A 13,344-nucleotide genomic window follows, 5' to 3' on the forward strand; every position below is an offset into this window, starting at 1 on the left:
CCAATAACCCCGCATTATATATTTGAAAATGTAGGTCGGATAAGCGAAGCGCCATCCGACACAGTAACTTATTTGAATTTCGGCAAATATAAATAACTAGTTTATATAACTTTTTATGTTTTTATTTACATTAAAATCATAATTTTAAGCCAATATTAACAATAAAAAAGCGGGTATCTTAATTGAACAAGCCAAGCTGCTACTTAAGCTAATTTTTGAACCAAAAGTCCACGTTTTATCGTTATTCGCGAAGGGAGTTAGGATGGGTGTCAGCGTTATTATTACCCAACAATCATGAATTATATTTGTCGGATAAAAAAGGTTTTATCCGACATTGGTGATACTTCTCAAAACAGCCGAGCTATAATTTGGTTTTTAAAGTTGTTCTATGTCCTGAGAGCCTAAGCGGCTTGTTGTAATCGTAAGCTTTCGTAATAATCTTCAGCGATTGCAGTTAATTTAAACTCAGCCTCTATCCCTGCAATTTTCTCTACAGCTTCACGTATTGATTCAAGGTCAACCTCAAAGAACTCTTTCCTCAAATTTACGGAGTTAACACGTTGTGAATTAAACTCTCTATGTAAAGCCGCTTCAAGTGCAGGGGCATCTTCAACATAAATCATTGCATGTACATCGAATGGGAAAGGAACGCTAGCATCACCAAGTTCTTTTACTCGATCCATTGGTTCTAAGCGTCGAGTTAAACCTATTTTATATACATCTTCACCGAATGAACCAATATTGCTAATTATATATACGTGGCCTTTGCGAGTTTGCTCTGCCATACTTTTTGCTCTTGCTTCTTTGGATTCGGCTTCTGAAAGTTGCTGTTCTAAAATAAAGATTCTATCTTCCATAATTTTTCGTTCGCTTTCAGAAGCGCCAGAAAGTTCTTCTCTAGCTTTATCAAGCATCTTTCTGTACATTTGTTCTTCTTTCTCGGCTTCAGCAATTGCTTTCTCATACTCCTTAATTGCTCGCTGTTCTTCCCTCATTTGCTCTTTTATAAGTTTTTGCTCTAGTATTTCTTCTTGTTTTTTCAGAGCGTATTGATATTGTAAATTGCACTCTTCGAACTTTAATTCGATATAATCTATATCAAAGCCACATTCATATGTACTTGCTAATTTTTCAATTGAATTTGCAAGCTTCTCAATACGTTCCAATGTCCTTGCATAATTACTAGGGCTAAGTTTACCAATTAAAAAATCACATTCGATATTAAAAGCAGCTAGCATTAGCTTGACTTGTCCTTCCAATATTTTTTTATTGAAGGCCTTATCTTTAGAGATTACGGTAGATGCTGGGTAAGTAATAGCAACTTTATCTCTAATCATATCTTTTTGTTGCAGCCTAATATCTTTAATTTCTTCGGCAAACCGAGCTGAAGTTTCATAAAGATATTTTGGAGTCTCGAAGTGGCCGTAAGCAATGTATTCTTCGTTACGAGTATAAAGGTCTAATTTACTCATTAACTCAGCTATATTATCTTTATTATTTGACAGTTTTGAATGCGTGTCTTCGACTTGTATTTTTAATGAAGACAACTTTTCAGTGTATTTTTCTAAGTCATTTTTTAAGTTTGTTTCATTTCTTTTTAGTTCTTGAAGAGCTTCAGTATCTTTATTTAACTGAGAAAGTAATGCAGTACTTTCTTGTAACTGGCTTTTAAGCTCTTCGTACTCTTTATTGGTTATTATTAATGCTTCGTTTAATGATTTGAATGTTGATAATTTTTTATTTGCCTGATTATTTGCAATGAAATAAGCGACAATGATACCAATAATAGACGCTACTGAAATGATTATTGTGTAGTTATCCATAATATTATTTTAACTCCTTTTGTATATATTTTTTTCTTAGTTCAGATCGTTCTTTACATCTCTCTAGGTACTCTTGCTGAGCATCAGACATCGAGGTTTTAAAAGCTTTTTTCTCTTCCAAAACGCTTAAACGTTCAGTTTTTTTTGCCTCACGTTGTTTATGTTTATTTACACGTTGCTGCTCTCGGAGAGCCCTTTCTTTCTCCCTTGATAATGTTTTTCTTTTTCGCTCAGACTCCCTTGCTGCATTTTTATTGGCTCTATCAATAGCCTTTACTATTTTAATTGCAGTCCTTAAACCACCACCTCTTCTTGCCACAAATACATCCTCGTTGTTTAATAGCATAAAATACAGATTATATGTCTTAAAGTGTGTGGTCAAACATGTACTTAAGATAAGGTTTATTTATGTTTCGCTTTTCATTTATGTCATTAAATACTCACAAGGAAGAACACTTGCATATCCAAATTGCAGAACACATTAAATTAGCTCCTTTAGTGGAAAGCGATGCTGCGGACATTTTAAAGACTGTTAATTTAAGTCGGGCAAGTTTAGGTAAGTTTTTGCCTTGGGTAGAAGGGGTAAACAATATTGAATCAGCTAAAAAGTACATACTCGACAGAGTAAACAGCGGGCTAAATGGTTCGCGGTGGTTTAAAATTTATTATAAAGATAATCTGAGTGGTATTTTTGCAGTTAAGTCTATTTGTCCTGAGTTGAATGTAGCGGAGCTTGGTTACTGGTTAAGTAATGATGCACAAGGAAATGGTATTATCAGTCAAGTAATTACAAGAGTGCCAATCATACTCAAAAATACAAGCGCTAAAGTAATTGAGTTTAGATGCTTAGAACAAAATGTAGCTAGCATTAAAATTGCTTTAAAATCAGGTGCAAGTTTAGTTGGTACTATTCCAAACTTTGTATCGGTTGGTAATACACGACAACAACTTAATATATATCAAGTGGCTTTATAAATAACCCTGAATACCAGACTCTCCAGTAATAACCCTGTCTATTTAATTACTTTTCTCATCAATCTCTTTCCCGCAATTATAACAATCGTTAGTGGGAAGCTTATAACTAGAAATAGAGCGCATTACTTGGTTTTTCTTACAGGCAGGGCAGGCGTAATTAATTACAGAGATTATAAGCGCAATGGCAAAAACAAAACTACCGATATAAAACGGGTTTGAGTAAAATTGCATACTTGGATCTGAAAAATTAAAACCGATAATACAGATGATTAATGCAGTTAAATAAAGTTTAAATTTTAGGCTTTTATTCAAGGTTTAAATATCCAATTGGCAAGGTGCTAATAATAAGTGCTTTGGCAGTTTTAACAAATTATTTACTCAATTACTATTTAAGTTTTTATATAGCGCAAATGTATAGGCATAAAAAAAGCGTTGCCCTTGAGCAACGCTTTTCTGTGTTTTCTAATAGCTGGTAGCTAACTTACTCTGCCGCAAGATTATTCCGCCGCTAAGTAATCCAACACTACTTGATGGTGATCTTTGGTTTTAAACTTATCAAATAGGTGTTTAATTTTACCGTCTTGGCCTACTAAAAACGTTAGGCGGTGAATACCATCGTACTCTTTACCCATAAACTTTTTGTAGCCCCATACACCAAATGCTTCAGCAATGGCGTGGTCTTCGTCGGCTAATAGGTCAAAATTAAGCTCTTTTTTAGTTTCAAAGTTTTTAAGGCGCTTAATTGGATCTGGGCTAATACCTACAACGCGGGTGTTAAATTTAGCAAGCTGTGCTTGCTCATCGCGTAGGTTTTCGGCTTGTACAGTACAACCCGGCGTTGACGCTTTAGGGTAAAAGTACACAAGCACTTGTTGCTCTTTTAACAGCTCGCTTAATGTTACTGTTTCGTCGTTTTGGTTTTGTAGGCTAAAAGCGGGTGCAGTATCGCCAGCTTGTAATGGACTAATTGTGTTCATGTTTAGCATCCTTAACGAATTCGTTTAAAAATATAATCTACGTTTAGTGTGTGAGAAAGGCTCTCAAAACTAATTTTAAATTGATCTATATCTACATCAACAGGTATGTTGAATTCAAGTTCACAACGCATTTTAATGTTGTCTTCTTGGGAATAAGTGTCTGACTTAAGTGAGCAAATACTAATATTATTGTCGGCAAAAAAGCGCGTTACTTTGCTGAGTGTGCCTGGGGTGTCTATGCCTGTATATTCTAGTGTGTAACCTGCACAAAACTCGCTAGGAGTATGACTTGCTGTACGCTTCATCATGGTTAGCAGGCCAAGTTCCATGGCTTTAGTTGGTAGTACGTGCTCTATGCGGCTTATTGCCGACATGTCGCCGCTAAGTAGCATTATGAAGGTAAATTCGCAGCCTAAAATAGCAATACGGCTGTCAATAATGTTGCAGTGGCAATCGCTAACCAGTTGGGTTAGTTCACTTACAATACCGGGTCTGTCTTCGCCAATCGCTGTTAAAACAATTTGATGATTTGAAAATGCAGTCATGAGTTCAAATACCTTGTTACTTGGATTATATCAACCGAGTTGGCAACACCAAAAATACACACGAGAAGTTGCACGGCGGCGAAGTTTAACACAAAAAGGGCTCTAAACTACAGCACACGCTAATTAAGCGCTTTTAAAGTGCGGTGTTTCTTGTTTTTACTGGCACGGGAAAGTACCATAGCTAAAATTTGCTTATTTGCGCTTAGTTTTATTGCTAAGTTGAAGTGCTGAACTTTATTGCATTTAGGCAGCCAAATAATAAATGTAAAGTTAATATTGATTTTACACTGAACCAAATCGGCATTACCCACTCATATATTTGTTAAAACAATTAAAGGGTACGCTAAGGAGAAATATCTGTGCAGTATTGGATCCCAAAAGCACTTGCAGTAAGTGTATTGGTAAGTTTATCAGGGTGTAGTGTATTTATTAATAAGGCACATGACGAACGTAACTATCGTACGCATGAGCCTGTAAAAGCACCAACGTCGTTATCTCAACCAGCTCAAGACCCAGTTTATAAAATGGATGTAGGTCAATACGACAACAATCCTGAAGCTACAAATTACCGCCCACCGGCACAAGTATTAACAATTGCTAAAGGCAGTTGGGTAGAAGAGACAGATAAACAAGCGCGTATTTATTTTGATAAAAACGATGGCATTGCTGATTTAGATGAATTTCTTTGGGACACGATTCAATCAGTCCTCGCTGATAACAATGCAGGAACCACTAAAGAAGACAAGCTACTAGGTACTATTGAAACTGATTGGTACTCAATCATTAAAACCGAAGAAGGTTTTTGGTGGTGGGGCGATGAAGTTAACGATGACTTAGAAAAATTTAGATTCACTATTGAAGAAAAGTCACATCAGCGTACTGCGTCTTTACGTGTAGAGCTGATTGATTTTAAAGGCGACCATACGCTAACTGATTTGTTAAAACAGCAGTTAGAAGTACGTGCGCTTAACCAAGTAGTGAGCGAGTTTGATTACCGTTACCGTCAACTTGAAGTTGATATGCGTAAACGCCAAGGTATTATTTCTCTTGAAATGGGCTTTGATAACAAAGGTAATGCAGCACTTGTAACTGAGCAATCTTACGAAGCTGTGTTTGACCGTTTCTCTGGATTTTTAGAGCGTTTGTCGTTCACTATTGTTGAAATTAACCCAGATACTGGCTTAATTACTGCTGATTATACTAAACCTGAAACAAGTGTTTGGGATTCAATTTGGGGTGATGACGTAGCTCAACTACCTATTGATGAAGGCCAATACCAAATTTTAGTAAGTAAAACTAAAGAAGGCGGTACTAGCTTAACGTGGATGGATGACAAAGGCGAAACGCTTGAGCCAGGTACTATGAATGGTTTACAACAAGCATTAGAAGCAGCACTCATTCAGCGCGGCATTAAAATTTAAATAATAATAAGTTTTACCACAAAAAGAGCGCTATGCTCTTTTTGTGGTTTTTATAGGTTAATAAATATGTCTCAGCTACCTCATCGTTCACACTACACGTGGCGCACTTGGTTTACTTTTTTGGTTCCTTCGTTAATTGGTGTGTTTTTATTTATGACACCCATTAGTACCTCGCAAGGGATGACCATTCCTATTGCCGTTATGGCAAAAGCGGTTCAAGCAATGATGCTTGGTTCTGCTCAAGCAATTATTACTCTCATTATTTGTATTACAGGGGTTATCTCTGTAATTACTAAAGTGTTTAAACCCGCCGCTATATGTAACTCACCTTTGTTAAAGCATTTATTTGACGTGAGCTGGACATGGCTGGTGGTGCGCTTATTTGGTATGGCGTTTGGTTTAATGACGTACTTAAGCCTAGGCAGCGAGATGATTACCTCGGCCAATACTGGTGCGCTGGTATTAAATGACTTATTGCCAGTGTTGTTTTCGGTATTTATTTTAGCGGGCTTATTACTGCCGCTATTAATTAACTTTGGTCTACTAGAGCTTGCTGGTACGTTAATGACTAAAGTAATGCGCCCTGTATTTGGTGTACCTGGTAGAAGCGCGGTTGACTGTACTGCATCGTGGTTAGGTGATGGTAGTGTGGGTATTTTGATGACTGCAAGGCAGTACGATCAAAAGCACTATACACAACGCGAAGCGGCTATTATTGGTACTACGTTTTCAGCGGTTTCAATTACGTTTAGTTTAGTGGTGCTTGGGCAAGTTAAACTTGAATACCTATTTGCACCGTTTTACGCAACGGTATGTTTAGCCGGTATTGTTGCCGCTATTATTGTGCCGCGATTACCGCCACTGCGCTTTAAAAAAGACTTATTGATTGATGGTACTGAGCCAGATAGAGACGCTGAAACAATTCCGGGTCATAAAACCTTATTTGGTCATTCGTTAGATGTTGCATTAGCTAAAGCAGATAACTCAACGGGTGTTAAAGGTACTATAAAAGAGGGCTTACATAACGCGCTTGATATGGTGTTTGGTGTATTGCCTGTAGTTATGGCGGTAGGTACATTTGCACTGATCATTGCTGAGCATACGCCTATATTTCAGTATTTAGGTATGCCGTTTGTGCCATTTTTAGAGTTATTACAAGTACCCGAAGCGGCAGCAGCGTCGCAAACTATTATGGTTGGTTTTGCTGATATGTTTATTCCGTCAATATTAGCAGCAGGGACAATTGAAAGTGATGTAACGCGCTTTATTATTGCCGCAATGAGTGTAACTCAGCTTATTTATATGTCTGAGGTGGGCGCACTTTTACTTGGCAGTAAAATACCGGTAAATATTTTAGAGTTGTTTATTATATTTATTTTGCGAACGCTAATTACTTTACCTGTTATTGCGCTAATGGCGCATTGGTTAGTAGGCTAAATTAACGAAAATATAATTAAGCGAATTGGTATTATTGAAAAAGCCCTGATTAATCAGGGCTTTTTTGTGTCTGTTGTATTTTTAATATTGGCGTTGGGCTTTTTAAACTCTGTTTTTGCAGAGAGTCTAATCAGCGCAATATTACCAATGACAATAGCAAAAACAACGGCGACAATAATTACAATATGCCAAGTTTGCATCGCAGTATCACTTAATATTTAGTACGTTTAAGTGTGACCGTTTTACGCTATAACAGCAATTAAATTACTTTAAACACAATCAATAACCTTAAAAACGTCTAGCTACCGAAAGCGTTAAAAAGTTAAGCCCTGGGTTTGGCTCTTTAAAGCCTGCGTTTGAATAGTGAATAACTCTAAGGGCAACGTTAGTATGACCAAAGTCGGCAACAAGGCCTATGCGGTCTTCAAACTGGTAGTGAGTACTTATGTTTTTACCGGCAAACTGCGTTTCATCAATCAGTGATACACCAATCCCTGCTTCTACATAAAATGGGGTGTTGTTAAAACTAAAGGCAGGAAATTGCAGCACAGGTGACATAGCAAGTACTAGGTTTGATTGTGTTTCATCGCCGTGGCGGTATTCCCACATATTTACGCTGGTTTCAAAGTAAAAGCGTGCATCACCAATTATATTTTGCATGCTAGGTGCATGATACTGATACGCAAGCTTAACGCCGTTTACGTTACCTTCGCCTTTGAGAAAATCAACGGCATAACCGTGGTTCGATTGAGCAAAAGCAAGTTTGCCAAAAAGTGAAGCTACTAATACAAAAGAGATAATAAGTGTTTGAAGTGACGTTTTCATAGGTGCCAAATGTTTGTCTGATTCAAGTGATAACTAAATGATAAGGGCGACCTATTAACAATTACAATGAGGACAAAATGCCGGTTGTATATGAGCTGTTAATGGAGGTTTCTAACTGCTTGAATTTATTTTAGTTATTTTATTGGTGCGATTTGGGCATTAATAAGTTGCTTATTTGTGCCTTTTTTATTGCGTATAGTTCGCGTAAATTACAGCCATCTTAATCACACAGACATATACAATTATGAAACTCTTTAAACTATTCGTTTTAGCCACTGCTTTTTTTAGTAGTTCGTTATTTGCACAAACTCAGCAATCGCCAGATCAGTTACTTGAATCAGTAGCCGATAAGCTATTTGCAGACATTGGCCAAGTAAATTCAAAAGGCACAGCAAGCAAAGAAGCGATGGCTGCCATTGTTGAAAAACGTTTAATGCCACATATCGATGTTAAGTTTGTTTCGTTTAAATTATTAGGTAAGCACATTAAAGGCATTGAGCGCGAACAGGCTGTTCAATTTATAGATGCAGTAGAGCATTACTTAACAGGCACATACGCTGGTGCATTAATGAAGTACACAGGTCAAAAAGTAGTATTTGAGCGTAATAACGCAAAAAGTGACTCTGAGTACGCAACAGTTAATACACAAATTATTGAGCCAAATGCGCCTACAATCGACTTAAGTTTTAAGCTTCGTTTAGGTAAAAATGATGAGTGGAAAGTATACGATATTGTTGCCGAAGGCATTTCACTATTAAGTGCTAAGCAAAAAGAGATTATTCAACGTATTTCTGAAGTGGGTTTAGATCAAGTTATTAGCGAGTTAAAAAGTAAATAGACTATTTGTCTGGCTCTGATTAAGCCCAACTCCAACCTCAAAAACGGCCAATTACTTATGTACTTGGCCGTTTTTATATTTGTAAGTAAAGGATTGTTGTTATTGCGTAATTTTGCGCTAGCAGCAAAACAAAGGTGTGCTAGAATATCGACACTTTGATTAAGCGTGGTGTCAGCTAAAAACTGATATAACTTACCACCCCCAAGCCACACTGGAGTTGTGTTGTTTTAATGGAAAATGTACTGATTTGGCCAAAGGAATACCCATTACTTATTAAAGGACTGGTAGAACAAAACGGTGCCTTTATTTTAGATGCTTTGGAAGCTTGGCCTGCTTGTCGTTCTACAAATGAAGACGATGGTGTATGCACCACCGTGTTACCGCCTATTTATTATTTGGCATGGCTAACCCCGCTAGAACCATTTGAAGAATGTTACTTTCAACATATATCTGAATATGACGAAGACGCACAAGCGTATATTAGTGCGGTTAAAAGCCATTACTACGATAATGAATACACCCCTGAAAGCTTAGTGCTTATGTTGTGCCAACGCCTTGAAAAATACGCAAGTGTGGCTGCACAAAATACCATAGATACGCCACTGTCTTTAGTTGATTTGTTTTTTAGTAAACGCTATTTCACGTTAATTGAGCATGCGCTAAATAATAAAAGTAAACTTTCGGCAAAAGATACACTAGCCCTTTGGAAAGAAGTTGATTTTAGAGAGCGCTTAAGTGCGTTTATTCCAGAGTCTATTGCTGATTTAGATACTCTTTCTGAACTTGCCAGCGAAAAAGTAGCAGCGGGTAAAGACTATTTTACGTTGCTTACACAGGTTTCTCCTGATGTTGACTCTGTTGTGCTGCTAGAAAAAGCATTATTAACGCACCTGCGTAAAAAAGCAGCCAAGCAAACAATGGCAATGCGCTTTATTGAGCAAGGCGCTACAGGTGTTCTTGCTGATGAAAACAATAAAACAGCTTTTATGTGGGCCGCCGAAAAAGGCTTTGTAAATGTGGTTGAAACGCTACTTGCAAAGCAAGACAAAAAAGCGGTTGATAATTTAGGTAACACAGCACTTCATTACGCTGTATTTGCTAAAAATGAATCGTTAATGGTGCTGCTTATTAAAGCGGGCTATAATTTTAGAGCGCGCAATAAAGAAGGTTTAAGTTGTTACCGTTTGGCGGTTAGTATTAAAGCTAATAACTTGGTTAAATGTTTAGAGCGTGACTTTGGTATTAAAGAGCTTTCGCCAGAAGGGCAGTTCGATCGCATTAAAAAAGTACATGTGCTGCACGCTATTGTCACTATATTGCTGCCTTTGCAGTTGTTCTTCTTTTTTGATGAAACACTCTCTATTAAAAGTGAGCTGACGCTGAGTTTAACTATGGCGGCAGTGATTTGTTTTTTCTTTGCGACCACTTTAAAACGCTGTGCGTTATATCCACATATTAAACACCCTTGGGGTTTATTTGTGCTTAGAGGCTTTTCGTTTATTAGCTTAATTGCTCAAATAGGGTTGGCGAGTATTGTGGTGCTAGCTGCCTTAAGTGATTTAGTTTAGTCACTTTTAAACAGCTAATAAAAAACGCGCTTAAAGCAATTTAAGCGCGTTTTTTGTATTTATAACCGTTTATGGTTAAGCCTTATTTACCGTGCTCATTTGCTGCTTTTTCTTCAGCTAGTTCTTCTTTAAGCTTACGGATTTTTAAACCTTGTTCTTGTCCGCGGTGTCTTGCGTAGTAAGTACAGCCAATAAACATTGAAGAGGCAAACACAAGCTCTAGCAATACCCAAATTAATTCATCAGGAGCGGCCCACAGCATGGTAAGCCCGTGAATAAAATACAGCATTACAACAAAGTTAGCCCACGCATAAGTGTATGTACTGTCTTTAATTATGCCTCTTAGCGGCAGTAGTAACGGAATAATGGGCAAAAATAAAGATGCTAAACTCGCATTACCATTTAGAGGTGGCACAAAATACATCCACAGTGGAATAAGAACAAGTAAACCTACATAGCCAAATAGTGCGGCACGCTGAAACTTTACTGTAATCGGCTTTTTAGCTGGGTTGTCAGCTGTATTCATTTAAGTTTTCTCGCAATGTGAGTAAGGCGTTTACCAACGCTTTGGCATATTTTAATTTCGTCTTTGCTTAGCTGTGCACTATTAGCGCTGCCAGCAACGTGTGTTGCACCGTATGGTGTTCCACCTGTTTGTGTTGCAAGTAGTTCGGGTACATCGTACGGCACGCCCAGTAGCATCATACCGTGGTGTAATAGTGGCAGAGATAAGTTAAGTAAGGTTGCTTCATTTCCACCATGCATACTGCTTGATGACGAAAACACACACGCTGGCTTATCTATTAACTGACCTTTTAACCATAAGTCGCTGGTGGTTTCCCAAAAGCTTTTAGCTTGAGAGGCCATCATGCCAAATCGGGTTGGTGTACCAAATGCCAAACCATCGCAATTTATTAAATCATCTTTGGTGATCACAATGTCGTGCGCATTTTTAGCCACAAAAGTACGAAGTAGTGCACTAGCACCTTGTTGCTCTATCGACTCTGCTATTTCGTGAGCCATTGCTTCAACTGAGCCATGGCTTGAGTGATAAAGCACCACTATGGTTGCACTCATTATAAAACGCTTAGTACGTTTTCTGGTGGACGACCAATCGCTGCTTTATTGTTATTCACTACAATAGGGCGTTCAATTAGTTTTGGATTTTTTACCATGGCATCTATTAATGCTGATTCACTGCTTTCATCTTTTAAATTAAGCGCTTTGTAGTCATCTTCTTTTGTGCGCATTAATTCACGTACGGATGAAAAACCAAGTTGGATTACAAGCGTTGAAATTTGCTCGTGTGTAAGAGGCGTTTTTAAATACTCTACAACACTTGGCTCTATTGCTTTACTTTGCAGTAGCGCTAGCGTTTCGCGTGATTTAGAACAACGTGGGTTGTGGTAAATAGTAACAGACATAAAATGATCCCAAAGTGTGAATTGCGTCTATTTTAGGGTAACCGCTTGCAGACTTAAAGTCTTGCAAGCTCTTTTTGTAAAAGTCGATACTGGGTAAGTAGTGCTTTTAAACGTTGTTGCTTTACAAGTTGAGTAGGCTCTACAAAGTTTAGTGCTTTTTGTACTTCGTCTGCGGCTTTTAAATAAGCACCATATTGCGCTAATACATCGGCGTTAGCTTCGTGATAAGAGGCTAATTTATCTTGTTTTTTATACGCGTCTGCAAGGAGTTGTTTGCCTAAGTTATGATCTGGCTTTTCGAGTAAAAAACTCTTTAAAATATTTTCAGCAAGCTCATATTGCTCAGCTTCAAGTGCTGAGTTGGCATAGTTAAGTGTAATTACCTGATTATTAGGGCGATACTGATTTAAATCCGCTAAAAACTTAACGGCTTCATCTGCCTTTTTTTGTGCAATAAGTAAATCGGTATGGGTATCTATATAAAATAAGTTTTTAGGATCGTTTTTTAAAAGCTCGTCTAATATTGGCGCTGCTTCATCAAGCTTTTTTTGATCAAGCAAGCTTATGGCTAAGCCATACTTTAATGCAATGTTGTTGTAGGTGTTTTCGCGCAGTAGCTTTCTAAATAGATCTTCTGCGTTTTCTGGTTTGTTGTCATAGCGGGCAAGCACTCGACTTTTTGCTAAATTAAACTCAAGGCTCGCATTCATAAGGCGCACAGGAAATTGCTCTGCACGCAAACGTACATCTGATACACGACTCTCTGGTAATGGGTGAGTTAGCAAAAATGCTGGTGGCTTGTATTTATAGCGAATTTGCGCTGCAAGTTTAGTTAAAAACTCACTCGATGCACGGGGATCAAATCCTGCATTATTAAGTGTTTGCATGCCTATGCGGTCAGCTTCTTGCTCAGCTGAGCGGCTATGCGTTAACTGACTAAAAGCTGATTGTGTTTGGCTGGCAGATATAATGGCAATACCCGCGTCGGGTGCAACAACGGTTGCTAATATACCTGCAATCATGCCGGCAATGGTCAGCGCGCTGTTATCTTGTTGTTGCTGTATTCTACGTGCTAAGTGGCGCTGTGTTACGTGAGCAATTTCGTGACCAAGTACCGACGCAAACTGGCTCTCGTTATCGGCTTGAGCTATTAACCCTGTATGCACGCCTACATGGCCACCGTAAAAGGCGAAGGCATTTATTTCTGAGTTATTTATCCAAAAAAACGAAAACGGAAAACGTACATCGTTAGCATTAGCAACAAGTTTACGGCCAATAGTCGTGAGGTATTCATCTAGCACAGGGTCGTTTATAACTGGCGATGAACCTCGTATTTGCATCATCATTACTTCGCCAATAGCTTGTTCTTTTTCAAGTGGCAGTGCTTGTAATGCAGATGTTCCTAAATCAGGAAGTGTAAAATTTGTTTGCGCTTTTAAAGGTTCGCTTACTAATAAGCTAAACGTAAGCGCGGCACTGCATAAAGTGATAAATGCTGATTTTAGCTGCAT

General features: G+C 38.0%; 15 protein-coding genes. 5 read left to right on the forward strand and 10 right to left on the reverse strand.

Translation table 11 applies throughout. The features are described from left to right. Positions 1–401: 401 nt before the first annotated feature. A complete protein-coding gene (locus I6E85_RS14460) occupies positions 402–1,823 on the reverse strand; it encodes a DUF4041 domain-containing protein (RefSeq protein WP_121954336.1) in 1,422 nt (473 codons plus the stop codon). A 4-nt stretch (positions 1,824–1,827) separates the two neighbouring features. After that, a complete protein-coding gene (locus I6E85_RS14465) occupies positions 1,828–2,142 on the reverse strand; it encodes a hypothetical protein (protein ID WP_121954335.1) in 315 nt (104 codons plus the stop codon). 89 nt (positions 2,143–2,231) lie between these two features. Here I6E85_RS14465 and I6E85_RS14470 point away from each other — a divergent pair, with 89 nt between their 5' ends. Next, positions 2,232–2,798, forward strand: coding sequence for a GNAT family N-acetyltransferase (locus I6E85_RS14470; RefSeq protein ID WP_231621066.1), 567 nt, complete (start codon positions 2,232–2,234; stop codon positions 2,796–2,798). A gap of 497 nt (positions 2,799–3,295) precedes the next feature. Here I6E85_RS14470 and bcp read toward each other — a convergent pair whose 3' ends face one another. Both bcp and I6E85_RS14480 read right to left on the reverse strand, forming a co-directional pair. Continuing rightward, the gene (gene bcp / locus I6E85_RS14475) at positions 3,296–3,775 is read right to left on the reverse strand and encodes a thioredoxin-dependent thiol peroxidase (RefSeq protein WP_002963124.1); all 480 of its coding nucleotides are present in this window, start codon (positions 3,773–3,775) and stop codon (positions 3,296–3,298) included. Between the two features lie 11 nt (positions 3,776–3,786). Beyond that, entirely contained in the window at positions 3,787–4,320 is a 534-nt protein-coding gene (locus tag I6E85_RS14480) for a glycine cleavage system protein R (protein WP_007583906.1), read from the reverse strand. 359 nt (positions 4,321–4,679) lie between these two features. On the opposite strand from I6E85_RS14480, the gene bamC reads away from it, so the two are divergent. Together bamC and I6E85_RS14490 are read left to right on the forward strand one after the other, a co-directional pair. Further along, positions 4,680–5,741 (forward strand): outer membrane protein assembly factor BamC, encoded by a 1,062-nt coding sequence (gene bamC, locus I6E85_RS14485; protein ID WP_024591010.1) that lies wholly within the window; start codon positions 4,680–4,682, stop codon positions 5,739–5,741. A gap of 66 nt (positions 5,742–5,807) precedes the next feature. Beyond that, entirely contained in the window at positions 5,808–7,178 is a 1,371-nt protein-coding gene (locus I6E85_RS14490) for a YjiH family protein (protein ID WP_007583911.1), read from the forward strand. A 53-nt stretch (positions 7,179–7,231) separates the two neighbouring features. Here the strand turns inward: I6E85_RS14490 and I6E85_RS14495 are convergent, their stop codons facing one another. Beyond that, complete coding sequence (locus I6E85_RS14495) at positions 7,232–7,378, reverse strand: DUF2897 family protein (RefSeq protein WP_007583912.1); 147 nt, start codon at positions 7,376–7,378, stop codon at positions 7,232–7,234. An 88-nt stretch (positions 7,379–7,466) separates the two neighbouring features. Beyond that, positions 7,467–8,003 carry an acyloxyacyl hydrolase gene (locus I6E85_RS14500; RefSeq protein ID WP_197237049.1) on the reverse strand — a complete coding sequence of 179 codons (537 nt, stop codon included), beginning with the start codon at positions 8,001–8,003 and terminating at the stop codon, positions 7,467–7,469. 244 nt (positions 8,004–8,247) lie between these two features. On the opposite strand from I6E85_RS14500, the gene I6E85_RS14505 reads away from it, so the two are divergent. Together I6E85_RS14505 and I6E85_RS14510 are read left to right on the forward strand one after the other, a co-directional pair. After that, the gene (locus I6E85_RS14505; RefSeq protein ID WP_007583914.1) at positions 8,248–8,841 is read left to right on the forward strand and encodes a phospholipid-binding protein MlaC; all 594 of its coding nucleotides are present in this window, start codon (positions 8,248–8,250) and stop codon (positions 8,839–8,841) included. 230 nt (positions 8,842–9,071) lie between these two features. Next, positions 9,072–10,409, forward strand: a complete 1,338-nt coding sequence (locus I6E85_RS14510; protein ID WP_197237050.1) for an ankyrin repeat domain-containing protein — start codon at positions 9,072–9,074, stop codon at positions 10,407–10,409. An 82-nt stretch (positions 10,410–10,491) separates the two neighbouring features. Here the strand turns inward: I6E85_RS14510 and I6E85_RS14515 are convergent, their stop codons facing one another. Genes I6E85_RS14515 through I6E85_RS14530 form a run of 4 tightly spaced genes read right to left on the reverse strand, consistent with a single transcriptional unit; the run spans position 10,492 to position 13,344 of the window. Beyond that, positions 10,492–10,935 (reverse strand): DUF2069 domain-containing protein, encoded by a 444-nt coding sequence (locus tag I6E85_RS14515; protein ID WP_024591007.1) that lies wholly within the window; start codon positions 10,933–10,935, stop codon positions 10,492–10,494. Then, complete coding sequence (wrbA, locus tag I6E85_RS14520) at positions 10,932–11,486, reverse strand: NAD(P)H:quinone oxidoreductase (protein ID WP_010555076.1); 555 nt, start codon at positions 11,484–11,486, stop codon at positions 10,932–10,934. Before wrbA ends, I6E85_RS14515 begins: the two co-directional genes overlap by 4 nt. Then, positions 11,486–11,833, reverse strand: coding sequence for an arsenate reductase (glutaredoxin) (gene arsC / locus I6E85_RS14525; RefSeq protein ID WP_197237051.1), 348 nt, complete (start codon positions 11,831–11,833; stop codon positions 11,486–11,488). The genes wrbA and arsC overlap by 1 nt, the downstream gene beginning before the upstream one ends. 53 nt (positions 11,834–11,886) lie before the next feature. Next, on the reverse strand, positions 11,887–13,344 hold the full coding sequence (locus I6E85_RS14530; RefSeq protein WP_197237052.1) for a M48 family metalloprotease: 1,458 nt from the start codon (positions 13,342–13,344) through the stop codon (positions 11,887–11,889).

It is taken from the genome of Pseudoalteromonas sp. NZS71 (genome assembly GCF_015864715.1).
In the GTDB taxonomy this organism is placed as follows: domain Bacteria; phylum Pseudomonadota; class Gammaproteobacteria; order Enterobacterales; family Alteromonadaceae; genus Pseudoalteromonas; species Pseudoalteromonas arctica.

Coding starts and splice junctions, on each gene's coding strand:
- bcp (WP_002963124.1), bottom strand. CDS start 3,775: ATGAACACAATTAGTCCATTACAAGCTGGCGATACTGCACCCGCTTTT.
- I6E85_RS14500 (WP_197237049.1), bottom strand. CDS start 8,003: ATGAAAACGTCACTTCAAACACTTATTATCTCTTTTGTATTAGTAGCT.
- I6E85_RS14490 (WP_007583911.1), top strand. CDS start 5,808: ATGTCTCAGCTACCTCATCGTTCACACTACACGTGGCGCACTTGGTTT.
- arsC (WP_197237051.1), bottom strand. CDS start 11,833: ATGTCTGTTACTATTTACCACAACCCACGTTGTTCTAAATCACGCGAA.
- I6E85_RS14510 (WP_197237050.1), top strand. CDS start 9,072: ATGGAAAATGTACTGATTTGGCCAAAGGAATACCCATTACTTATTAAA.
- I6E85_RS14495 (WP_007583912.1), bottom strand. CDS start 7,378: ATGCAAACTTGGCATATTGTAATTATTGTCGCCGTTGTTTTTGCTATT.
- I6E85_RS14515 (WP_024591007.1), bottom strand. CDS start 10,935: ATGAATACAGCTGACAACCCAGCTAAAAAGCCGATTACAGTAAAGTTT.
- wrbA (WP_010555076.1), bottom strand. CDS start 11,486: ATGAGTGCAACCATAGTGGTGCTTTATCACTCAAGCCATGGCTCAGTT.
- I6E85_RS14505 (WP_007583914.1), top strand. CDS start 8,248: ATGAAACTCTTTAAACTATTCGTTTTAGCCACTGCTTTTTTTAGTAGT.
- I6E85_RS14480 (WP_007583906.1), bottom strand. CDS start 4,320: ATGACTGCATTTTCAAATCATCAAATTGTTTTAACAGCGATTGGCGAA.
- I6E85_RS14530 (WP_197237052.1), bottom strand. CDS start 13,344: ATGCAGCTAAAATCAGCATTTATCACTTTATGCAGTGCCGCGCTTACG.
- I6E85_RS14460 (WP_121954336.1), bottom strand. CDS start 1,823: ATGGATAACTACACAATAATCATTTCAGTAGCGTCTATTATTGGTATC.
- I6E85_RS14470 (WP_231621066.1), top strand. CDS start 2,232: ATGTTTCGCTTTTCATTTATGTCATTAAATACTCACAAGGAAGAACAC.